The sequence below is a fragment of the Micromonospora sp. LH3U1 genome, from assembly GCF_028475105.1.
Lineage (GTDB): Bacteria > Actinomycetota > Actinomycetes > Mycobacteriales > Micromonosporaceae > Micromonospora.
Window position 1 is genome coordinate 1,151,077 of record NZ_CP116936.1, and the last position, 22,340, is coordinate 1,173,416.

General features: G+C 67.7%; 20 protein-coding genes. 11 read left to right on the top strand and 9 right to left on the bottom strand.

Annotated features, from left to right (window positions below):
* Positions 1-32: 32 nt before the first annotated feature.
* The gene (locus tag PCA76_RS05335) at positions 33-317 is read left to right on the top strand and encodes a putative quinol monooxygenase (RefSeq protein ID WP_272615710.1); all 285 of its coding nucleotides are present in this window, start codon (positions 33-35) and stop codon (positions 315-317) included.
* 80 nt (positions 318-397) lie between these two features.
* Here PCA76_RS05335 and PCA76_RS05340 read toward each other — a convergent pair whose 3' ends face one another.
* Positions 398-1,951, bottom strand: a complete 1,554-nt coding sequence (locus tag PCA76_RS05340) for a gluconokinase (RefSeq protein WP_272615712.1) — start codon at positions 1,949-1,951, stop codon at positions 398-400.
* 213 nt (positions 1,952-2,164) lie between these two features.
* On the opposite strand from PCA76_RS05340, the gene PCA76_RS05345 reads away from it, so the two are divergent.
* From PCA76_RS05345 to PCA76_RS05370, 6 genes are all read left to right on the top strand, one after another.
* Positions 2,165-3,307 carry a hypothetical protein gene (locus PCA76_RS05345; RefSeq protein ID WP_272615713.1) on the top strand — a complete coding sequence of 381 codons (1,143 nt, stop codon included), beginning with the start codon at positions 2,165-2,167 and terminating at the stop codon, positions 3,305-3,307.
* 45 nt (positions 3,308-3,352) lie between these two features.
* Positions 3,353-3,886 carry a WapI family immunity protein gene (locus tag PCA76_RS05350; protein WP_272615715.1) on the top strand — a complete coding sequence of 178 codons (534 nt, stop codon included), beginning with the start codon at positions 3,353-3,355 and terminating at the stop codon, positions 3,884-3,886.
* Between the two features lie 58 nt (positions 3,887-3,944).
* Positions 3,945-5,219 (top strand): RNA polymerase sigma factor, encoded by a 1,275-nt coding sequence (locus PCA76_RS05355; protein ID WP_272615717.1) that lies wholly within the window; start codon positions 3,945-3,947, stop codon positions 5,217-5,219.
* 103 nt (positions 5,220-5,322) lie between these two features.
* A complete protein-coding gene (locus PCA76_RS05360; protein WP_272615719.1) occupies positions 5,323-5,994 on the top strand; it encodes a DUF998 domain-containing protein in 672 nt (223 codons plus the stop codon).
* A gap of 33 nt (positions 5,995-6,027) precedes the next feature.
* Positions 6,028-6,408, top strand: a complete 381-nt coding sequence (locus PCA76_RS05365) for a YciI family protein (protein ID WP_272615720.1) — start codon at positions 6,028-6,030, stop codon at positions 6,406-6,408.
* Positions 6,409-6,586: 178 nt separating this feature from the next.
* Positions 6,587-7,723, top strand: coding sequence for an epoxide hydrolase family protein (locus PCA76_RS05370; protein ID WP_272615721.1), 1,137 nt, complete (start codon positions 6,587-6,589; stop codon positions 7,721-7,723).
* A gap of 79 nt (positions 7,724-7,802) precedes the next feature.
* Here PCA76_RS05370 and PCA76_RS05375 read toward each other — a convergent pair whose 3' ends face one another.
* Together PCA76_RS05375 and PCA76_RS05380 are read right to left on the bottom strand one after the other, a co-directional pair.
* On the bottom strand, positions 7,803-8,495 hold the full coding sequence (locus PCA76_RS05375; RefSeq protein WP_272615722.1) for a hypothetical protein: 693 nt from the start codon (positions 8,493-8,495) through the stop codon (positions 7,803-7,805).
* Between the two features lie 15 nt (positions 8,496-8,510).
* On the bottom strand, positions 8,511-10,868 hold the full coding sequence (locus tag PCA76_RS05380; protein ID WP_272615723.1) for a fibronectin type III domain-containing protein: 2,358 nt from the start codon (positions 10,866-10,868) through the stop codon (positions 8,511-8,513).
* A gap of 210 nt (positions 10,869-11,078) precedes the next feature.
* On the opposite strand from PCA76_RS05380, the gene PCA76_RS05385 reads away from it, so the two are divergent.
* Positions 11,079-12,293, top strand: a complete 1,215-nt coding sequence (locus PCA76_RS05385; RefSeq protein WP_272615724.1) for a hypothetical protein — start codon at positions 11,079-11,081, stop codon at positions 12,291-12,293.
* Between the two features lie 48 nt (positions 12,294-12,341).
* Here the strand turns inward: PCA76_RS05385 and PCA76_RS05390 are convergent, their stop codons facing one another.
* Positions 12,342-12,770, bottom strand: coding sequence for a VOC family protein (locus tag PCA76_RS05390; RefSeq protein ID WP_272615725.1), 429 nt, complete (start codon positions 12,768-12,770; stop codon positions 12,342-12,344).
* A 666-nt stretch (positions 12,771-13,436) separates the two neighbouring features.
* Here PCA76_RS05390 and PCA76_RS05400 point away from each other — a divergent pair.
* Positions 13,437-14,831 (top strand): DNA sulfur modification protein DndB, encoded by a 1,395-nt coding sequence (locus PCA76_RS05400; RefSeq protein WP_272615726.1) that lies wholly within the window; start codon positions 13,437-13,439, stop codon positions 14,829-14,831.
* 438 nt (positions 14,832-15,269) lie between these two features.
* Here PCA76_RS05400 and PCA76_RS05405 read toward each other — a convergent pair whose 3' ends face one another.
* On the bottom strand, positions 15,270-15,692 hold the full coding sequence (locus PCA76_RS05405) for a DUF4259 domain-containing protein (protein ID WP_272615728.1): 423 nt from the start codon (positions 15,690-15,692) through the stop codon (positions 15,270-15,272).
* 226 nt (positions 15,693-15,918) lie between these two features.
* On the opposite strand from PCA76_RS05405, the gene PCA76_RS05410 reads away from it, so the two are divergent.
* Together PCA76_RS05410 and vsr are read left to right on the top strand one after the other, a co-directional pair.
* Positions 15,919-17,181, top strand: coding sequence for a DNA cytosine methyltransferase (locus tag PCA76_RS05410; RefSeq protein ID WP_272615729.1), 1,263 nt, complete (start codon positions 15,919-15,921; stop codon positions 17,179-17,181).
* Positions 17,178-17,993: a DNA mismatch endonuclease Vsr gene (gene vsr / locus PCA76_RS05415; protein ID WP_272615730.1), complete on the top strand. Its 816-nt coding sequence runs from the start codon at positions 17,178-17,180 to the stop codon at positions 17,991-17,993. The genes PCA76_RS05410 and vsr overlap by 4 nt, the downstream gene beginning before the upstream one ends.
* Positions 17,994-18,227: 234 nt before the next feature.
* Here vsr and PCA76_RS05420 read toward each other — a convergent pair whose 3' ends face one another.
* The 4 genes from PCA76_RS05420 to PCA76_RS05430 form a co-directional block, all read right to left on the bottom strand.
* A complete protein-coding gene (locus PCA76_RS05420) occupies positions 18,228-19,130 on the bottom strand; it encodes an Eco29kI family restriction endonuclease (protein WP_336298048.1) in 903 nt (300 codons plus the stop codon).
* A gap of 296 nt (positions 19,131-19,426) precedes the next feature.
* Complete coding sequence (locus tag PCA76_RS32740; protein ID WP_442930201.1) at positions 19,427-20,038, bottom strand: Eco29kI family restriction endonuclease; 612 nt, start codon at positions 20,036-20,038, stop codon at positions 19,427-19,429.
* Positions 20,039-20,344: 306 nt separating this feature from the next.
* Positions 20,345-20,857, bottom strand: a complete 513-nt coding sequence (locus PCA76_RS05425) for a flavoprotein (RefSeq protein WP_272615732.1) — start codon at positions 20,855-20,857, stop codon at positions 20,345-20,347.
* On the bottom strand, positions 20,854-22,104 hold the full coding sequence (locus tag PCA76_RS05430) for a helix-turn-helix transcriptional regulator (RefSeq protein ID WP_272615734.1): 1,251 nt from the start codon (positions 22,102-22,104) through the stop codon (positions 20,854-20,856). Before PCA76_RS05430 ends, PCA76_RS05425 begins: the two co-directional genes overlap by 4 nt.
* Positions 22,105-22,340: the final 236 nt, after the last annotated feature.

Below are 22,340 nucleotides of genomic sequence, written 5' to 3' on the forward strand. Positions count from 1 at the left end.
GACTCATCAGCAACACCAACCCCGGAGGACCCATGTTGATCATCGCCGGCAGCCTGCAGGTCGAACCGGCCGCACGCGACTCCTACCTGTCCGACTGCGGCCAGGTCATCGCGCAGGCGCGCGCCGCCGCCGGCTGCCTCGACTTCCTGCTCGCGGCCGACCCGTTGGAGCCGGGCCGGATCCACGTCTACGAACGCTGGGAGTCCGCCGAGCAGTTGGCCGCCTTCCGTGGCTCCGGGCCGGAAGACGTGCAGACGGCGGCCATCCTCGACGCCGACGTGCACCGCTACCTGATCGCCGGCGTCGAGGCACCCTGACCCGGTCGCTACAACAGCAGGTCGAGGAGGAGGACGCCCAGGAAACCGACCACGGGCCCGGGGTGGGCCGGCCGAAGGGGTCACATCGGCGGTCCCGCTGAGGGTTCGGGTTCCGCGGGCAGGCTGGGCGCCAGTCGGCGCATCGAGGTGAAGGCGGGCACCAGCGCGTCGTACAACTCGGCGAAGAGCGGCAGCAGCGTCGCGTACGTGGCGGCGGCGGCCGGGTCGGGGCGTACCGTCTCCTCGATCTTCACGAGGTCGGCGGCGACGTCGATGCTGGGGATCAGCCCGAGCGCCTGCATGCCGAGCAGCGCCGCGCCGAAGCTCGACCCCTCGTGCGCGGCCGGGAAGCTCACCGGCAGGCCGAGCACGTCGGCGAGCATCTGCCGCCACAGGCCGCTGCGGGCGAAGCCGCCACCGGCGCGGATCTCGCGGACCTCGTTGCCGGCGGCACGTACCGAGCTGAGCACCAGCGCGAGCTGCTGGCACACCCCCTCCAGCGCGGCGCGGATCAGATGCTCGCGGCGATGCCCGTGGGTCAGACCCACGTACGCGCCGCGCGGTAGCGCGCTCCAGTGTGGCGCCCGTTCGCTGTGCAGGTACGGCAGCATGATGAGCCCGCCGGAGCCGGCCGGCGCACGGGCGGCGAGGGCGACCAACTCCTCCTCGGAGTGCTCGCCGAGATCCGGGGCGAGCGCCTGACCAGCCCACTTGAGGACGATGCCCCCGTTGTTGATCGCGCCACCAACCGCCCAGCGGTGCTCGGTCAGCGCGTAGCAGAACACCCCACCGAGCGGGTCCACGCTGGGCCGCTCGACCATCACGCGCATCGCGCCGCTGGTGCCGATCGAGCAGGCCACCATCCCGGGGTGCACCGCGCCCAGGCCCAGGTTCGCCAGGGGTCCGTCGCCGGCGCCGACCACCACCGGGGTGCGCCGCGGCAGGCCCGTCTCGGCGGCGGCCTGCGCGGTGAGGCCGGGCAGTACGGCGGTGGTGGCGACAAGTTGGGGGAGTTGCTCCTCGGTGATGCCGGCGATGGTCAGCGCCTCGCTGTCCCACTCCAGCGTGTGAATGTCCATGAGGCCGGTGGCCGAGGCGATCGAGTGGTCGATGACCAGCGCGTCGCAGACCCGCAGCAGCACCCAGTCCTTGATCCCCACCCAGTGCGCGACGCTCTCGAAGAGCTTCGGCTCCTGCTCGGCGAACCAGAGGAGCTTGGGCAGCGGCGACATGGGATGGATCGGCGTGCCGGTGCGACGGTGCAGGGCCAACCCGGACGGGACCGCCCGCAGTCGCTCGGCCTGCCGGGTGGACCGCGAGTCGGCCCAGGTCACCGACGGGGTGAGCGGGTTGCCGTCAGCGTCCAGCCCGATCAGGCTGTGCATGGCGGAGCTGAACGACAGCCCGGCCACCGGCTCGACCACCTCGGCCACGACCAGCGTGATCGATTTCAGCACCGCGTCGAGGATGAGGTGCGGGTCCTGCTCGGCGTACCCGGGCTGCGGGTCGTTCAGCGGGTAGCCGAACGAGTGGCTGGCGAGTTGCCGCCCGTCGGTGTCGTACGCGACGGCCTTGGTGCTGGTGGTGCCGATGTCGACGCCGATGACCACGGCGGGCCGGGTGTCCTGCGGCACGACCCTCACCCCCTTCGGACGGGCGGTGCGGGGGACCTCTGCTTCGCAAGGCGACACTCCGGACTCGCAATCGTCGGTAGCAGTATCGCCTTATCGTGCTGATTGCTCCGCCGATCGGACATTTTGCCCGTTACGGCGTGTCCGGGCGCCGCGCCGCGCCTGTTGAACGGGGTGACACCCCAGATTGGTGGCCTGCGCGGCGAAGGAGTCGGCGTGGCAAAGACTGAATCGACGGGTTCCACTTGGCGGTACCGGTGGGCGCACCGGCAGAACGTGCGGCGGGTCGACACGTACCGCGGCGCAGCGGCGGCGTGGCGGCGACGCGACGACGAGTTACGGCGGCTGCGCGCCCTGGCCACCGACTTCCACGGCTCCGCGGCAGCCGGTACCGGCCTACCGCTGGAGCTGGACGCCGACGAGGTGGTGCTCTGGGCGCTGCCCGCCGCGCAGCTGGTCGAGGTACGGCACACCACCGTGCTGCCCGCGCCGGACCTCACGGTCGCCGCGCAGACCGGGCCGCTGCGCCCGCGCCGCCCCGACGGCGTACGCGTCACCGACGCCGGCATGGCCGTGATCACCAGCCGTCGGCTCGTGCTGCTCGGCGGACGCGGCCGGCGCGACTGGGCGTACGGCCGAATGACCGGCCTGGCCCACGACCCGGCGGCGCCGGTCACCCTGATCCAGGTGCTGGACCGGCGGCCTACCTCCGGGTTGCTGCTGCCCACCGAGGCCGCGCCGGACTTCCGGTTCAAGCTGACCCTGGCCTTCGCCGACGCGATCGAACAGCGTGCCGCGGTGCTCACCCAGCTCGACGAGCTGATCGCCGAGCACGCGCAGCTCAAGCCGTTCCGGTCCGCTGCGGCAACCCCCGGGCAGGCCCGGCTGTCGTCGTTCGTGCCCGGTGGTCGGAGGACACTCGCGGTGGCCGCCGCCATCGCGCTGCTGGTGCCGGCGGCGCTGATCGAGTCGGACCCGTCCGACCCGACCGGCGGCCCGGAGGTCGCCGTCGCCGCCACCCCGGCGCCCAGCCCCACCGTGGCGCCCACGCTGGTCCGTCCGGCGCCCGTGCTCGGCACCCCACCGTCGAAGCCGACGAAGTCGCCACGCCCGTCGCCGAGCAAGAGCCGGGACCCGCGCTGCGGGGCGCCGGAGAACCCGCTGGGGTATGACTTCTGTGGCGGCACGCGGATTCGTCGGCCGGCCGCCGAGGTGTGCGACTGGTTCGACTGTGTGCCGCAGTTCTGGGCCGGTCGGGGTTACCTCGTGCAGTGCCGCGACGGCTCGGTCAGCCTGGCCGGCGGCCGGTCCAACGCCTGCGCGGAGCACCGAGGCGTGCGGCGGACCATCAGCAAGTGACCGATTTGGGGGCCAAAGTCCGCTTCGTTCGGCCAGAATGATCGAGTGGAGATCCGGTCTGACGATGGCGCTCGGGTGCGGATACGCCCCGTCGGCTACCAGCCCGGCATCGACCCGCCCGACGACCCCGACCGGGCCACGCCCGGCTGGCACGACTGGCTGCTCATCGAGGTGGACGCCCGCACCGCCGACGGGCAGACCTGGTCACACCACTACCCGAGCCTCATGGTCGAGGAGGCCCGCGCGCTCGGCGGCTGGCTGCACGGCCAGGCGACCGAGGCCCTCGGGCTGAGCGCACCACCGGCGCTGGTCCGCTTCACCGAACCCAACCTGGCCCTGCGCACCAGGCTGATCCGCCGCCGCCGGCTGGAGCTGATCGTGGAGTTCTCCGCCGAGTCACTGCCACCGTGGATGCGCCGCCCGTCCGGCGCGATCTACCCGCTGATCCTCACCGTCTCCGCCGACGCCCTCGCCACCGCCGCCGAGCACTGGGCCCAGCACTGCGAGGCGTACCCACCGCGTACACAGTCGCGGTTTCCGGCCCGAGGCCCGCTGCCGGACCGGCGGCGGGCCGGCTGACGCCTGGTTGCGTGGTGTTCCTTGTCCCAACTGGACCAGCCTGCTGTGATGGGCGGTCATGGGGGACGAGCAGGTGCACCGGACCGTCGAGGCGGTATGGCGGATCGAGGCCGGGCGGGTGATCGCCGCCCTGGCCGGCCTGGTGCGTGACGTGGGCTGGGCCGAGGAGTTGGCCCAGGACGCGTTGGTGGCAGCCCTGGAACAGTGGCCGCGCGACGGGGTGCCGGCCAATCCGGGCGCCTGGCTCACCACGGTCGGCAAACGACGGGCCGTCGACGCGCTGCGCCGCCGGAGCCTGCTCGAACGCCGGGTCGCCGACCTCGGGCGCGACCTCGGCGACGAGCAGTTCACCCCCGACTTCGACGCCGCCTTCGAGGAACGGATCGACGACGACCTCCTGCGCCTGGTCTTCACCGCCTGCCACCCGGTGTTGTCGCCGCAGGCGCGGGTGGCGCTGACCCTGCGGATGCTCGGCGGGCTCAAGACCGAGGAGATCGCCCGGGCGTTCCTGGTGCCCGAGGCGACCGTCGCGCAGCGGATCACCCGGGCCAAGAAGACCCTGGCCGAGGCGAAGGTGCCATTCGAGGTGCCCGGCGTCGAGGAGCGCGGCGAACGGCTCGCCTCCGTGCTGAAGGTGATCTATCTGATCTTCAACGAGGGCTACTCGGCGACGACTGGCGACGACTGGATGCGTCCGGCCCTCTGCGCGGACGCGCTGCGCCTGGCCCGCGTCCTGGCGGGGCTGATGCCCGCAGAACCGGAGGTGCACGGGCTCACCGCGCTGCTCGAGATCCAGGCGTCCCGCACCGCCGCCCGGGTCGACCCCACCGGAGAGCCGATCCTGCTCATGGAACAGGACCGCGGACGGTGGGACCAGATGCTGATCCGCCGGGGTCTGGCCGCGCTCGACCAGGCCCGAGCCGCCGACATCCCACCCGGCCCGTACACCCTCCAGGCGGAGATCGCGTCCTGTCACGCGCGGGCGCGTACCCCGCAGGAGACGGACTGGGCGCGGATCGCGGCCGGCTACGCGGAGCTGGCCCGGGTCGTGCCGTCGCCGGTCGTGGAGCTGAACCGGGCCGTCGCGGTCTCCTTCGCCGACGGCCCGGCCGCCGGCCTGGAGCTGGCCCGGGCGCTGGCCGACGAGCCGGCGTTGGCCGGCTACCACCTGCTGCCCAGTGTGCTCGGGGACCTGCTGGCAAAGCTGGGCCGATACGACGAGGCACGGGCCGAGTTCGACCGGGCCGCCCAGCTCACCGGCAACGAACGCGAGCGCGCGCTGCTGCTCGCCTACGCCGCCGACTGCGCCCGAGGCGTCGCGCCGGCCCGTTAAAAATGTTCGACCGTCATGTCGTATCCCGTGCCGGCCGTTCGACGCGTCAGTGAAAAGCGGCGTGCGAGACCGGCGACCGGTCGGCAGAGACGAGGAGATCGACATGACGACGGCGAACGCGATGAGCGCAGGGTCCGCGGTGGCGGACGTCGACTCCCGACGTACGACGACCAGGGCGCTGCTGGCCGGAGGAGTCGTCGCCGGCCCGCTGTTCGGGGTGGTGGCGGCGGCCCAGGTGCTCACCCGGGACGGGTTCGACCTGAGCCGGCAGCCGCTCAGCCTGCTGGCCCTGGGCGATCTGGGCTGGATCCAGATCGCCAACTTCGTGCTGACCGGGCTGCTCGCCCTGGCCGGTGCGGTCGGGCTGCGCCGGGTGCTGCGCGGCGAGCCGGGCGGAACGTGGGGGCCGGCGTTGATCGCCGTGCACGGCCTCGGGCTGATCATTGCCGGGGTGCTGGTCTCCGACCCCAGCATGGGCTGGCCGACCGGTGCGCCGGAGGGCGCGCCGGCAACGCTGAGCTGGCACGCGGTCGGTCACGGCGTCGGCGCGGGGCTGGCGTTCGGCTCGCTGCCCATCGCCTGCCTGATCTTCGCCCGCACCTGGTGGCGGGCCGGGCAGCGCGGCTGGGCGACATTTTCCCTCGGCAGCGCTCTGGCCGTCGTCGCGATCCTGGCCTGGCCCGACCAGGACACCCTCAGCGTGCGGATGGCGCTCGCCTGCGTCCCCACCTTCGGCTGGCTCGCGGCACTCTGCACTCGATCACTCACCCGCTGACCATCGATCATCGAACACGGGAGGACCACACCGATGCGTTACATGCTCATGCACAAGCTCGACGAGACCCTGCCCGGGGCATTCAACCCGAGCCCCGAGTTCATCGCCCGGATGGAGGGCTTCATGAAGGAGGTGGCGCAGTCCGGAGTGCTGCTCGCTGCCGAAGGGCTGTGCGAGACATCCAAGGGCGCCACCCGGATCACCGTGACCGGCGGGAAGACCACCGTCACCGACGGGCCGTTCACCGAGACCAAGGAGCTGATCGCCGGGTTCGCCCTGCTCGACGTGCGCTCCCAGGCGGAGGCGGTGGAGTGGGGCCGGCGGTTCACCGAGGTCTTCGCCGACACGATCGGCGACGTCGAGGTGGATGTCCGCAAGGTCTATGAGATGCCGGAGGACGCGCCATCGGCCTGATCCGGGCGCGCCGCCGCCCCATCGGGGTGGCGGCGCGGTCCTGTGTAAGGTGACCGTCGTCAGCCATTGAGAGGAGGTGAGCCCGGTGACCACCCATCGTCATTCCTGGGCGCTCCTCTCGGCCGTCCCCCTCAGCTGACCTTCCGCGTCGGGGAGCGCCCTCCTTATCGGAGGACCAATGTCTTTCTCTTCCTTCCGCATCGACGTTTCCGATGCGGTCCTCGACGACCTGCGGGCCCGACTGGCCCGTACCCGATTCACCGACCGCAGCGGCAACCAGCCGTGGCAGGGTGGCGTCGACCCCGACTACCTGCGGGACCTGGTGTCCTACTGGCGCGACGGGTTCGACTGGCGCGCTCGCGAGGCGGCGCTCAACGCGTACCCCCAGCACGTGGCCCTCGTCGGCGGCCGGAAGCTGCACTTCCTGCACGTCCGGGCCGCGCGCCCGGCGGGTACGCCCGCGCCGCTTCCGCTGATCCTCAGCCACGGCTGGCCCAGCAGCTTCGTCGAGATGCTGCCGCTGGTCGACCGGCTGACCGACCCTGACCAGCCCGGCGGCGCGTTCGACGTGGTGGTGCCCTCGCTGCCCGGCTTCGGCTTCTCGGAGGTGCCGGACGAGCCGGTCACCCGGGCGTTGCTGGCTCGGACGCTGCACGAGTTGATGACCGACGTGCTCGGCTACGAGCGGTACGGCGCCTTCGGCGGGGACGTCGGGGGAGTGGTCACCGGGTGGCTGGGTGCCCTGTACCCGGAGCAGGTGGCGGGCATCCACATGATCCATCCGCCGTTCCCGGCCAGCTTCGACGCCCGTCCGCTGTCGGCGGCCGAGCAGGCGTACCTGGACGCCGAAGCCGCGTACGACGAGACCGACGGCGGCTACAGCGCCATCATGGGCACCCGGCCGGACACCCTCGCGGCGGCGCTGGCCGACTCACCCGCCGGGCTGGCCGCCTGGATCGTCGACAAGTACCGCGACTGGAGCGACAACCACGGGGACCTGGCGAACAGCATCGACCGGGACACCCTGCTCACCATCATCACGCTCTACTGGGCGACCGGCACGATCGGCTCGTCGTTCCGGCAGTACGCCGACTTCGACCACAACACCCCACGACCAATGATCACCGTGCCCGCCGCGTTCACGGTGAGCACCGAACCCTCGCAGGCCAACATGCCCCGCTCGATCGCCGAGCGGGCCTGCACCGACATCCGGCACTGGAGCGAGCCGGGCCGGGGCGGACACTTCATGCCGCTGGAGGAACCGGACCTGCTCGCCGGTGAGCTGAGGGAGTTCTTCACCTCGCTGCGCCCGTAGTCCTCGCCCTAGCCTTTTAGGGCTTTGGCGTGGCCGGCGGCTGTCCGGGATATCACCCGGACAGCCGTCGGCACCCGGACTACGCGCCGAGCGACGCCTTGGCGGCGTCGATGGCGTCGGACAACTCCTCGGTGTGTTCGAAGCCGTCCTCGACGATGGCCATGTTCACCCCGCACTCGCGCTGCCGTGCTCGCAGCAGCGTCTCCTCGATCGGGGCCACCGGGAAGGCCAGCGGGTCGAGCCCGGGGGCCCTGGCCAGGTCGTCAACCAGGAGCCACTTGCTGTGCTCGTCGTAGACGACCACACCGGCGGCGATTCCCCTGGTCCACTGGTCGAACAGCGTGGCCAGGCTGGTGGCGGCACGGACCGAATCCCACGCGTCAGGGGAGATTTCGTAGCGCCAGATCTCACCCTCGTGCTCGCCCGCGAGGACGAACGTGTAGAGGAGGAAATCGAAGTGGAACAGGGGCAGTTGCTGACGCCACGGGAACGGCGTGCCGATCGACAGCCCCAGATAGTCCAGCGCGTCCCCGCCCTCCGGCCATGGCATCCGCCATCCGACGTTGGGCAGCAACTGCCGGTCGGGCCATCGTTGCGACTGCAACCAGGTCAACTGCTCCGCGATGTGATCCACCCCGAAGATCCGGTGGACCACGTCCGGCGGCTGCCCGGCCGGCGACTCGCCCTGGTCGGGCCAGTCGAGGCCGGCAGCCGTCGCCGCGACGCGATACTCCCGCACCGCGTCACGCAGCACGCCCATGTCATCGAGCATCAGGAAGCTCCTCGGCTAAGGGGCTTTGGGGGTCATACACAGGCTAGCCCCGCCTCCGCTGACCTTGAAGGCGAAGCTCAGACCGCCCGCTTCGACCCACGGCTTCACCGGCAGCACGACGAACTTGGTGTTGTTGTCCACCTTGCACTTGCCGTAGAACGCACTCAGGTCGTTGGCCTGCGGCATCGATTCCGTCGTCGACACCAGCTTGAGGTCGGCGACCTGGCCGGTCAGGTTGACCGCCTGGTCCGTCGCCCAGAACGGGAACTCGTCGCAGGTCTGCCCGGGTACCCGCACGTCGCACGCGTTCGGCTTGAACGCCAGGGTGTTGAACCAACCGTGGTTGTAGCCCTTGGCCACCGCGGCCTGACCGTTCACGCTGCGCGCCGGATAGAACCACACGGCTCGGGTCGGCGGCTGCGGGAATCCGCCGTCACCCATGGCGGTCACGATGTGCTTGCCGGTCTCCGTCATGTCGGCGCCCCGGTAGTTCTTGGCGCCGGGGACGTAGACGATGATGTTGTCGTCGCACCCGGCCTTGCCCTGGGTGCCGCGCTGGGCCGTGCACGCCGCGTCGATGATCCGCTTGAGCCGAGAGTCCTCGCTGGAGTCCCACGCGAAGTCGAGATCACGCTGGTCGGCCACCAGTTTCGTGGTCTTGATGACTTCGGCGTAGACCTTCAGGCTGTTGTACCACTCGCCCTCGTCCAGGCCCCAGTTGTCGAACGTGTCGAAGTCGACGTCGTGCTCGATCGGGTACTCGATGAGGCCGTTGACGCCGATCGTGCTGGGGAACAGGATGGCGAGCAGGACGCCCAGCACGAGACCGATGCCGATGCCGGCGGCGCCAACGACGATCCACGAGATGCCGGCGGCGGCGGCCGGAGCGACCGCGACGACCTCCACCGTCTCCGCGATGGGAGCCAGCAACGTCGCGCATGCTCCGCTGGCACACCAGGCGATCGGCGCCACCGGGCTCGGCACCAGCAGGCGGGCCTGCGGTGCGTCCACCGACGAGATCACCGGACCCCGGCCGGTAGGGGCCACCGCGAAGAGCATGTCGGTGATGTTGTCCGCGCAGTCGAGCAGTTTCTCGCCGGACGGCGGCAGGAAGGCGTCGAGGCAACTGCTGTTCGACGCCCGGTAGCAGCCGAGGAAGACCTCCGTGCTGCCGGCGGGCACCGGCACCGTGGAGCGTGCGCTGGACGCGATGTAGAAGTCGCCACCGGCGCCCGCGCACTGCGACGTTTCGCTGGCGGTCGTCTGCGTGGTCGCCGGCGACACCTCGTCCACATGGATCATCGTGGTGAAGTCACCGGCGAGCTCCCGCGCCACCGTGCCGTCGGCACGCAGCGCCTCGACCCGGAACGCGTACGGGGTGTATTCCTCAAGCGGCTCGATGGGGAACGTGATGACGCTGTCGGCCGTGCACGGGTTGGCCACGTTGCCGTTGCCGTCCATGCAGAGCTGCTCCACGGAGAACTGGTCGTAGATCTCGCCGTCCAGGTAGGCGCGGTAGCTCGCCTCCTTGGCGGGGTCCGGGTGCCAGCTGGCCGTGGCGCCGCCCTCATCCGGGTCCAGGGTCAGACCGGCGTCGACGTCCGGCGGTGGCGGCAACGCGTCCGTCGTGAAGGACGTCCTGGCGGGGGTCGCGGAACGGTTGCCGGCCAGGTCGATGGCGACCACGGAGACGGTGTGGTTGCTGGTCGGCTGTAGACCCGTGATCGAGTACGAACGGGTGCCGACGGTGGTCCGCTGCGCCGTGCCGCCGTCGACGGTGACCTCGTATCCGGCGAGGCCGTAGTTGTCGGTGGCCGCGCCCCAGGTCACCTTGGCGCTGGTCGCCGTGATCGTGCCGACCGCCAGGCTCGGAACGTTGCTCGGCGGGATCAGGTCCACCACGGTGATGCCGCGCAGGATCTTCGCGTACCGGCCGGGTTCACGCTGGGCGCGCGAGCAGACCTGGACCGGGCCCAGGTGCGGCGGGCGCATGCTGGTGGTCCAGGAGGCGGACCAGTTCGTGACGCCGGGCGGCGGCGGACCGAAGGTGAAGCTGGACGAGGTCGTCTTCTCGATCGAGACGTCCACCATCGTGGCCTGCTTGTGCAGGTAGCCGTTGATGGCGATCTTGCCGTTAGCGTCGACCGCGACCTCCGATCCGGCTGTCGGCCCTTCGAGCCGGATGGAGGCGTGGTTGATGTCCTCCGGTACGGACGGGTCCGCGCAGGCCGGAAGTTGCGCCTCGGTCACCGCCTCGGGAGCCGCCTGGGCCGGCGGCGCGCTGATCAGAGTGACCGGCAGGACGAGCGCGACGGCCAGTGCCGTCGCGCGGAGGGATCTGCTGAAATATCGAGTACGTCGATGGTCGGCCATGCGGCTCCGCTCCCCGTAGTTGATCAATGACGGAGTACAGCCTTCCATCTGGATCAATATTTAGTCCAGCCGATATCGGTCCCAGCGGCACGCCCGCGACGCGTCCACAATCTGGGCGTCCGTCAAATCTCTCCTTTCGGGAACAAAGGGATGCATCGATCCTCGGAGCGTTGCCTGTCACGTACGTGAGCGGTTGTACCGCGTGTGACCGTGACCTCACTGGCATCTTCCCCCTGGCGGATCGCCTGGGCCGAGCGCGAGAACGAGCGCCGGCAGCGCGCGTACCGCGACGCCACCGACGCCTGGCTGCGCCGCAACGACCACCTGGTCCGGCTGCGCATCGAAGCCGCCGGCTTCCTCGGGTGTACGCAGCCACGCACCGGCCTACCGGTGGACCTCGACGACGACGAACTCGTCTTCCGCGTCGTCCCCAGCGCCGAGCTGGTCGAGGCCGAGGCGCGACACGTCCCCGGGTTGCCAACGCCCGGCTCGTGCGACTTCGCCGACACGTCGGATGTGGCGCTGCCGGCGGGCCTGCGGATCGTCGACACCGGCATGGCCGTCGTTACCAGCCACCGGGTGGCCTTCGCCGGGGGTGAGCGCCGGCGCGAGTGGACGTACGCGGACCTGGTCGGCGCTGCCCACCACCCCGACGTCCCGGTCACCCTGTTGCCCGACCACAGTCGACTTCTCGGGCTGCTGGTCCCGGCCAGCGCCGTGGTGAACTTCCGCTTCTACCTCACCCTCACCGTCGCCGTGGCCGCCGGGGAACGCGCCGCCGTCATCGCGCAGCTCGACGCACTGCTGGCCGCGCACCAGGACGCCCGGCCCACGCCTTCTTTGTTGGTGGGGCCGGATGAGGCGCCGCTGACGGCAGTACGCCCTGACCGCCGGGCGCTCGCCGCCGCCGCCGTCGCGGCGGTGGTTTTCGCGACGACAGGGCCAGGCGCTCTGGGGTCGGAGCGGGCCGATCCTTCGCATTTTGCGGCGGTTGTCGCCATGGACGTCCCGAGGGCTGTCCTCGTTCCGGGTCTTCCCGTTGGGCCGATGGCAGGCAAGGCCAGGGCCGGGTCGGTCGATCGTGCGACGCAGAGTCGGCCCTACGCCCCGTCGGCTGTTCGGCCGGTGGTGCTGGCATCCCGCCCGGTCGCCTCGGGTGCGGTCGAACCGTCGATCGCGGTGGTCCCGTCGCCGGCCGCTACGCCGTCAGTCGCTCCGGCCCCTTCGGCCAGTTCGGTGCCAACGCCTGGCCCGGTGCCCACCACGAACCCGCCTGCCCTACCGACGCCTACCGCGTCGGCCTCGCCGAGCCTGCCAGCACCGACTGCGACGCCTTCGTCGGATCCTGCCCTGCTGACAGTCTGTCTGGATCCGTTACAACTGCCGCTGCTGGACCCTTTGCTCTGCCCGTCTCCGGCGCCCTGATCCGCGCCCGTGCTCTTCCTGGGCGCGTTGGCTGTTCTGCCGGCCGACTCAGTCCATGGCGCTGAAGTCGGGGACGGTCAGGGTGCCGTCCGGTCCGAGGGTGAAGCCGGGGTTCCAGGCGATCTCCCAGAGGTGACCGTCCGGGTCGGCGAAGTAGCCGGCGTAGCCGCCGTAGAAGGTTTCCCGCGCCGGCTTGGTCACCGTGGCGCCAGCCTTGGTTGCCGTGGCGATCACCTCGTCGACCTCCGCTCGGGAGCGCACGTTCTGGGCCAGGGTCATCGCGCCGGTGCCCGGGTCCTGGATGCCGGCGTCGTCGGCCAGCTTGTCGCGGCCCCAGAGGACGAGGGCCAGGCCGCCGGCCTGGTAGAAGACCGTCTCTTCTACTTCTTGGCCCTGCCAGCCGAGCTGCTCGTAGAACGCTTTCGCGCGCGCCACGTCCGTGACTCCCAGGGTGATGAGACTGATCCGCTGCTCCATGTCGATAACCTAACGCGCGATCACTCGGGCGCGTGGCAGACGGACTCGACGTTGTTGCCGTACGAGTCATGATCGAACACGAGGAAGTATGTCGGGTGGTACTCCGGCCAGACGCGGGCGGATGCAGGCCCCTCGCGCCCCGTCGCTTATCGCAACATTGTGGAATGCCTGAACGGCGGACCGCCGAACTAGGGCGGGTAGCTCAATCCGGGCAGAGCGGCGCAGTCGGTCGGGCGAGCAGTCGCGGCTATGGAGTTCAACGGGCTTGCCGCTGAGAGGTGAACGCAACCGTCTCGGTCCGAGGTTATCAAAGCCACTGCGGATCACCCTTCCGGAGACCCGCAGTCGAGTCTCGGATGCGTTCTCCGGGTTGTTCCCCGCCCCCAACATCAATTGGCAGGTGTCCCGAGCGACCCTCAGGTAGAACACTTGTGCGAACAGACCCGCCCGGTTGGCGTTGGTGAAGCCTTGCGCGCAGATTTGGGGTGAATCTGGCGGGCGCCGCAGCGTCCGCTGTCGTGGAGGCCGCGTAAAACGTTGGACTCTGGTGGACTGATGACCCGGCGCCACACCGAAGGATGGCGTTGACGCCACTCTGGCTGCGGTCTACAGTGGCCATTGATAACGGGCGCCACACCCATCAACGCCGAACGAAGGAATGTATCAATGTCGATCACCGCATCCCCGGACACCAACACGGAGGCCGACGAAATGGCCGACTACTCCAGCGACGAGTTCCAGCCCACTGAGCACGCTGACATCGTTGAGGCATTCTCCAACGCGGTGCGCGAGGCCGGCGCCGTAGGCGGCCGAATCTTCCCGTGCGTCGTGTTTAAGCAGGGTAGGCGCACGATGGTCTCGACCAGCTTTCCACTGCTGTTCATCCGTCGGCACGTCGTCAGCGAGAGTGCGGAGAAGGGCGGCAGCCCGCGCGAGCGCACCAACCGGCCGCTGATCCCGGAGCACGCGAAGAGCATCCACCAGTATCTGTTGGCGAATCCGGCCGACTACATTCTTCCGCCGGTCACGCTGAATACGGACAGCATGCCGAGCCTCCACGTGCAGAAAGCTTCCGGTGCGCCGACCCGACTCGGCTATATCGTCGTGCACGACGGCACGCGGTTCCATGTCACCGATGGCCAGCACAGGCTTGCGGCGTTGGCCGGCTACTCGCAGGGCAGGACCCATGTGCCGGGTGCGTTGTCCGACAACGCGAAGTTGGCCGAGGACGGCTTGGCAGTGCTCATCGTCATCGAGAGCGACCGCGCCCGCATTCAACAGGACTTCGCCGATGCGGCGCAGACGAAGCAGATCCCGGCCAGTCTCCTCGCCGTGTACAACACCCGTGAGCCGGTCAACCAGGTTCTCGCGCGTATCACCGAAGAGTCGAAACTGCTGCATGGGCGCATTGACGAGGTGGGCAAGACTCTGCCGAAGGCCAGCCAAAAGCTGTTCTTGCTCAACCAGATCCGTGGCATGGTCAAGAGCCTGCTGTTCGGTGACTATGCGCTCGCCGAGGACACGCTCAGTCGTATGGCCGCCACCCGGCTGGCGACACAGGAGCAGCGCGACGAGTTCGTCACCGAGACGCTGATCATGCTCGGTGTGCTTACCGAGCTGATGCAGCCGTGGTCCGAGATCGCACAGCTGCCGACCTCCGGCAGCGGCGCCGACAAGATCGTCGCTCTACGCGAGAAGTTTGTGAACCTGACCGCGACCGGCATCAATGTCATCGGTACGGTGGTGTACGAGATCAACCGGCAGACCACCGATCCCGAGCAGCGTGCGGCCTACTATCGCAAGCTGGCGACCGAGATTAAGTGGCAGCGCAGCGCAGACATCTGGGCCAACAACGTCGTCGTTCCAGACGGCAAGCACGGCAAGATCGCCACCAACCGCGGCCCGGTGTCGGCTGCTGTCCGGAACGTCAAGCGGGCTATCGGCTTGATTGTGGAGGCCGAAGCGGCCTCCACCGCTGGTGCTCCGTCAGAGGCCACCGTGCCGGACCAGTACCGGCTCAATGACACCGGCGCTCAGCTGGCTGGCCCTTCGCAGAACTGACCGCCCGTAGCCGCCGTCCGCTTGGAGAGCGATCCAAGCGGACGGCGCGCGGCGTGGTGCCCGCCGCGCAAACGTCAGGTTGGGGCGGTGACACATGGGGGAACCCGCAAACGAACACCCTCTGTCGCAGCGTCGCCGCGGTGGGCAGTGTCGTTGCGCGTTACGGGTCGCCGACGGCAACGAGCCCGGGCCGTTGCTGGTCCGGGCTCGCGCCGGCGAAGGGCGCCACACCCAAACGCCGCAGTCAGGATAGCGCCCGTGTCCGCTTGGCCGGCCTGACGGCAACCGAAAGAGGTGTGGGCTGCGGGAGGGTCGTCTACCGGCACCTCAGCCATCCGAGCCTGCGCCGACACCGGGAGACGGTATGAGCCAGACTCAAGGCCAAGCCGTGCCGCGCCTAGGCGTGGCGGAAACGCGAGGGGCCTTGAGTGCCCCAAGTCATGGCCTCGCCGAGGCGAGGCTGTTACGAAGCTCCTCGATGACGACGAACGCCTCCTCCTCTTCTACGTCCTCGGCCCACCGCAGGCGCCACCTTGAGCCTTGAGCGAGCGCTGCGTCCAGTGCTCGCGTTGCCAGGCTACGTAGCGGTGGGGTCGCCCGAATGTCTTTGCGGCCGAGGAGAAAGTGGGGGGCGTATGCGGAGTCCGGTGCCCGGGTGCCAGCGATTGACTGGAGAACCGTTGCGGCTGCCGCGATGGCTTGAGCAGCGTCCTCGGGAGCTAGGGCATGCCCCGCCAGAACAGCTGCCTCGAGAGTGCGACGGACAAAGGACTCCCGTTGATCGGGCGCAGTGTCTTCCAGTCTGCCGCACCACTCGACCGCGTCGTCGTTGTCGAAAGGACCGAGCTGCCAGGTCGCCATCGCTCCTCCTCGGGGTCGGGTAACCAAACCACACCGGCTTTCACGGCTAACCCGAGGGCTCGTGGCTGAGCCTGCTTCGGTCCGAGTAGCGAGGACGGCTAGCGCGCCTCCGCTACGCCGAGACAGTCGCTTCGGCAGGGTGTGTCACTCTCGAAGATCCACAACTCCGCGGTATGCTTCTGCGATGCTTGAGCCGCCACGTAAGCCAGTCGGTGACCGTACCTCGGTGGAGTTGTTCGCTGGTGGTGGCGGTCTGGCTATGGCCGTGCATCGAGCGGGCTTCCGACCCCTGCTCGTTAACGAGCTCATGAAGTACGCGTGTGACACGCTCAAGGCCAACGCGGCGGACTCGAGGGCGGAGAACGAGCGCATACCCTCAGAGGGCGAGCGATGGCCCTTGGTCGAGGGCGACGTTTCTCAGGTTGAGTTCAGCTATCTGTGGGATCGGGTGGACCTACTCGCCGGCGGGCCGCCCTGCCAGCCGTTCAGCTTGGGCGGCGTCGCGCGGGGCGACGAGGACAAGCGCAACATGTTCCCGGAGATGTTCCGCGCCATTCGCCAGATCCAGCCCAAGGCCGTCATCTGTGAGAACGTCCGCGGCTTACTACGCCCGTCGTTCAAGCCGTACTTCGAGTACATCGAAAGGGAGCTGAAGCTCCCCTTCGAGGAGCGCGACGATGACACGACCTGGCGTGACCATGACGAGGTATTGAAGGCGCGTCTCGCCGAGGAGCCGTCAGACCCCAAGCGGCGGTACCAGGTCGTCACCACAAGGGTCAACGCGGCCGACTTTGGCGTTCCGCAGATCCGCAACAGGATCATCATTGTCGCTTTCCGGTCAGATCTTGGCATCGACATGAAGCGCTTCCAGGAGGCGGTCCGTCCACGTTATTCGGAAGCGGCGTTAGTCCGATCGATGTTGGACGGAACCTACTGGAAGAGGCATCACGACGTACCTGACCACGTACGTCAACGCGTCATGTCCCGGCTGCCGGTTACCCCTCCGAGGGAGGACGACATGCTTCCCTGGCGCACAATGCGGGACGCGCTCAAGGGAGTTGACGGGCAACCCCCTCTTCCCCTCGTGTCCTGGGATCGGCTTGACAGGCGGGAATACAACCTCGGTGGGTTCACCGACCACATCGGCTGGCCAGACGCGCGCATCTACGCCGGCCACACCCCGAACGAACTCGACCGACCAGCGAAGACGGTCAAGGCCGGTGTGCATGGCGTACCTGGCGGTGAGTCCGTGCTGTTGACTGACGAGCTCTTGCCCGAGCTGCTCGAAGGCTCGCCGTATCCCTACCGGCATCGGTACATGACGGTTCGGGAGACAGCGCGAGTGATGACGTTCCCCGACAACTGGAAGCTCGTCGGACCTCGGGGGGAGCAGATGCGTCAGCTGGGCAACGCCGTGCCCGTAGCTCTGGGCGAGTTCTTTGCTAAAGCCATCGCTGCCGCGCTCAGCGAAGCTGAGAGTCAGCGATGACTTCTACTGCAGACCGCGTCGAAAGTCGCTGGGCGGACAAGCCCCCCGACCAGAGGGCCTGGAAGGGCCAGCAGGGGCGAACCCGGAAAACGGCATCGCTTGAGCAGGATCGCGCTGCCGGCGGAACCGACCAGCGCTGGGTGGACCTCGGTGACGGGCGCCAGGCTCGCGCGTCCGTCGAACTTAAACTGCTGCCCCGGACTCGCCGGATCCGCGCATACCTGCGTTGGTCCGATAGAGGGCGCTCGCCCACCCGCTACCTCGGTGAGGTCGAACACGCCACCCGAGTCGAGAACCTGGCCGAGGGCTGGCGCCTGGCGTGGTCCCGAGGCCTTCTCTCCGCCCCAGATACCCCCAGCAAGTCCTGGGCGAAGAACGCGCGCGTGCGTGCAGTTATGCGTGCCAACAAGGCCCGTGATACCGGCCCCGAACGGCGACTGCGCTCGCTCCTGCACCGGAGAGGTCTGCGCTACCGGGTTGACGCTAGGCCGATGTGTGATCTGCGTCGCACTGCCGACATCGTGTTCACTGCCGCCCGCGTCGCTGTTTTCGTCGATGGCTGTTACTGGCACGGATGCCCCGATCACTATCGTCCCGCCCGCGTTAACGACCGGTTCTGGCAGGAGAAGATTGACGGAAACCGCGCCCGGGACCGGGAGACCAACCGACTATTGGCTGATGCTGGTTGGTCTGTAATCAGGGTCTGGGAGCACGAGGATCCGGCAGAGGCTGCTGACCGGGTTGAGCTAGTAGTTCGGGGCGCTGCCTTAGCTCGACCAAATCAGTCTAATGCACCACTCCCACGTGTGTGAACGCGACCGACGTTCTGCTTGCCCACAAGCGATCTTCCCGTGCATCCTGGTTTAACGGACGATCGCCTAAGGGTCGCCCCGAGTTCGGGTTGATCGACAGATTAGGTCGCTGCGGCGATACCGCTTTCAGGAAGAGCATAGGAACGTTCGGCATTCACCCACGTTCCCGACAATGGCCGTGCTCCTGAATCGCACCAATCCCCGCGCCGACGTTAATTGGGCATCGTGCGCGGATTACGGTGAGTCACGGTGGACGTGCCGATGGTGCCAAGGGTTGATTTCGAAAAGCGCAGCAGCGTTGTCTGGGTCAGGGTTAGGGCTTTCTCCGTCCTCCACCTCACCGGCAGCGAACTGGCGGGGTCCTGGTGTGTAAAGGACGTGACTATCCGACTCACGTCTCCACCAACCGAGAGCGCTTTCATAACGTCGATCCTCCTGATAGAGGATGAGGTAGCCAGGCAGCGCGGTCAGTTGCCAGCCTGCGGGTAGGACGTCGACGATCTGGTGCGCGAGGCTTCTCGCGGCCAAGCTGCGACTGGAGCCCGTTATCGAGGCATCCCGATAGACTTTCTTAGCGGACGTGCTGCTATCAAACCTTAAAAGGTAGGGTAGCTGGCCCTTTGTGGCCTCTAGCGCTGCGGCGAGCGTCTGGGTGCCGGACTGCAGTCGACATTGATGGTCAAGGTCGATGGGATACGTGGCGTCGAAGTGTGCGGCTTTGACAAGGCTCGTGTCGCGATTGCGGCCCGGGTCTTTGTTGCCAAAGCCGTTGGTGTTCCAGGGTATGCTGTCGTGTTTCCGATACTGCTTGATGAGGAGCTTCTCAGGGGCCGCAGCGTCGAGATCCTCGTCGACGTAAACGCATACGAACCGGACGGCGTTGGAATCGAGGCCTGTGCGGCCGGACAGCTTGCGAAGATGCTGGGCCAGCCTGTCTTGCAGCGACTTGGCTGCCTTGCCCACGTAGACACGTTGTCCTTTGAAGAACAACGAGTACACGCCAGGGCGCCCTAAGACCCTGGAGACGTGTGTTGCCGTCAACGGGGCTGGCTTAAGGGGTCTCAAAGTGGTCTCTAGCTGGTCGGCGAGCGCCCGAGTAATGCTGAGTCGGAACTCTGCCGCCCATTCGTCTCGCACCGCAGCCTCCCCAGGGTTCGTCAATCAGCGTTTGGCAGTCTGACACCTGAGACCAACCGCAGGCAACCTGGCCCTCGACGGTCACTACCGGTGTTCATGTCACGTCGATACCAGCTGTTCTGCCATCCTTGCGCCGATGGGCGTCGCTCCTGTCTACTGTCTCAATCGGGTTCACGCAGATTCGACGACAGGAGCTCAGTACGTTTGGCTACGGCCACGTTGACATGTGCGGCATTCGCTTCGCACTTGTGAGTATGATGGCCGACTCGCGGCTTAGCCGGTATCGAGCGCCAGTTTTAATTGGGCCCGATATTGGAGCTGACCTGTTCCGTGATTCGCTTTACAACCTTTGTTCGGAGATCCTCGGACTTGTGCTTCTCCACGCCGAACGTGCGAGCCCGCCCGGGATGGACCGTATCCCACATGCTTCGAGCGCTTCGTCTCGTAGTTCTACCCTGTTCGTTGCTCCCGAAGCCGGTAAGAATTTCGTTCCAAACCGGTCGGTAACCAACCCGAATTCCATTCTCACCTAAACCGCAGTGTACGTCCGGTAGGCGCAATAGCCTGATGCCGAAGTCCGCCAACGCAAGGTTCTCGGCTCCGTCTATTGACTGGCGATGTTGGCTGACCCGTCGCCATAGCGGGTCCTTGAACTTCGCGGGCTTCCCGGTAGCGCTGTTGTGTGAACGTGATTGCCCCACGTATACGGGAATCTTGTAGTCCATGAGAGGCGCGTATAGCTCGTCCGTGCCGCTAACGTAATAGATCGCATATAACCCGGATCCGACGAAACGTGGCAGCTCAGACGCCAAGCTTTGCGCCGGCTCTTGTTCAAAACGTGAGCAGATAATCTTAGTTAAGTCTTCTGTTGATAAGGGGTCAAAGTAAGGGGGTAGGTAGGGCGTCACCGGTTCAGGTTAGCGGAGTGAGCTCGCTGCGTGCCGTGAGGCGCGCGGTCTCGAACGATTCAGCTTGGCTGCGACCTTGGCCTGGACCTAGCCTGACTGCTGGCGCCGAGCTTGACCCGTTAAGCGCTAGGTCTTGGCGTATCTGCCCAGGGCAGTCGATTTGTTGCTTTCATAATGATCGAGGCCGCCAGCTCCAAGCCACCATCCCAGACGGGGTAGGAAGACGGTCCGCGCAGCCTGTAGAACGTGGCGGAGTAAGCGCAACCATGCGAGGGAGGCGGACGGGATCGGAGCTCGCTCCCGTCGCTACATCCTGCGGTTAGCTGCGGATGCCCCCCTCACCCTCCTCACCACCAAATCCCAAGTCATGGCAGAGTCGAGAGGATTGACAATCACTCCAGCGGCGGTGAGCTGACGCAAGCTTGCCTTGTACGCCGGGTGGGCTGCGAGTTCCGCCTTCACGTTGGCAAAGGCGTAGACGGGCAGGCCGGATCCCAGCGCCTGGTTGAGGATGCCGAGGGCCACATTGTCGTTGATACCGAGCGCCCACTTGTTGATGACGTTGAAGGTGGCCGGAACCACCGCCGTCGTGTCAGCGGCCGGGTGGGGTTCCGGATCATCTGGCAGTCGCCACGCAACTCGTACCGGGTAGCCCGTCTGCCGAGCAAGAGCGTCCAAGTCAATCCAGGTAGCGGCAGTGGGCGTCGCAGTCACGCAGACCGTCCAACCATCGGCTAGTAGCCGATCGATCAGTTCACTGATCCGCAGCACAGGTGGCGCGGCCGAAACGACAAGCGCGAGTACAGGACGCTTACTCATACCAACAGGCCAGCCCGCTCGGCCAACGGCCGCAACCCGGGTGTTGCAGCACGACGCTCCTTGGAGAGCAGGTCGCGTATGAGTTCGCGAGCCTGGAGGTTGGCCTTCACCACCTCGGCGGCAGTCCTTTCGGCTTCGAGCAGGTGCAGCACCGCGGCAGACCGATCCGCCGAGCCCATCATCGAAGCCGCCGCCAAATCGACGTGCACCTGAGCCCGCCGACCAACGAGCACAGTTGGCAGACGTGAAGTGTCGAGCCGCAGTGCAACGGCGGTAGCTTGGTCCGGGTTGCCGGCCCGAACCGCAGCAGAGACCGTGTGGATGGCGACATTGGTGGGGCCGAAAGCGGTCCAAAGGCAGTTGCGGTCCGACCCCAACGCTGTAGCCAGCCCGTCGGCCTGACTCAGAAGGCGGCCGGCTGTCTTCTGCTCGCCGCCACCCGCCGCCACCACAGCGGCCAGGAGAAGCAGCGCTCCCTGGGCAGAGATGAGTTCAGGATCAGTCAGCGGTCCCTCGGAGGACAGCTGCCCAATGCTGCCTTCTAGGACCTCGGCTGTCTGGTCCGCCCGTCCCGGCAATCGAAGAAGTCCGCATGCTGCCTGATAGGCGGCGACTGCCAGCAGTGCGCGATCGCCAGCGAGCCCTGCGGCGGTCGACGCCCGGTCGGCCGTCATCAAGGCGCTCTCACCATCGCCGACCTTGGCGGCAAGCTTCGACGCTGCGAGGTAGGCAGCGGCAAGCAGCTGAAACGCGCGTACTCGTTGCGCCTGGGGCGCGTGCGTTGCCAGATCTGTGGCCTGCGCAAGGACGTCGGGCAGCAGTCGGGCTGCAGAACTGTAGCTTGCTCGCTGGTACAGACTGTGGACCCTGCCGACACTGCGCCGTACGTCAACGAGTGGCCGGATCGGCCCAACGGGTCGGTCAGGCAGGTAGCTGGTCAAAAACGTACGTAGCCCGGCCAAGAGATCTGAGGGAACCGCTCCGCCTACGGGATCGCGGGTGTCCTCTCCCATGATCCGCCCCCTGCGCGTTGCCACCGACACATCCACGAGCATCTCGTCGAGCTGTTCGAGCGTAACTCGCAATGCGTCCGCGATCCGGCTCCGATGCCACGGCTGAGGATCGGTCTCGGCGCCCTCCCAACGGACGATGGTGGACCGCTCAACGCCGAGGATCTCAGCCAACCCTTCTTGGCTGAGCCCGAGTGCCTTCCGTCGATGGCAGAGCCGGTGCCGCTTCAAGGCCACGACGATGCTCCCTCCGCTTGCCCGTCACTCTAGTAACCAAGCGGCCACGGAGCGGGTGCATGCCTGCCTCATTGATGCGCCATTTTGGCCGCTCCAACGCTGTAGTTCCTGATCGACTGCGCCCCGAGGCTGAACGCATGGCCCGGGGCGGGTGCTGGCTCCGGAGCTGTGCCGACCCGAACGGCGCAGCTCCGTCCCCGCCCGCCCCGGCGCCTCTCGATCCGTCTACGTCTCGG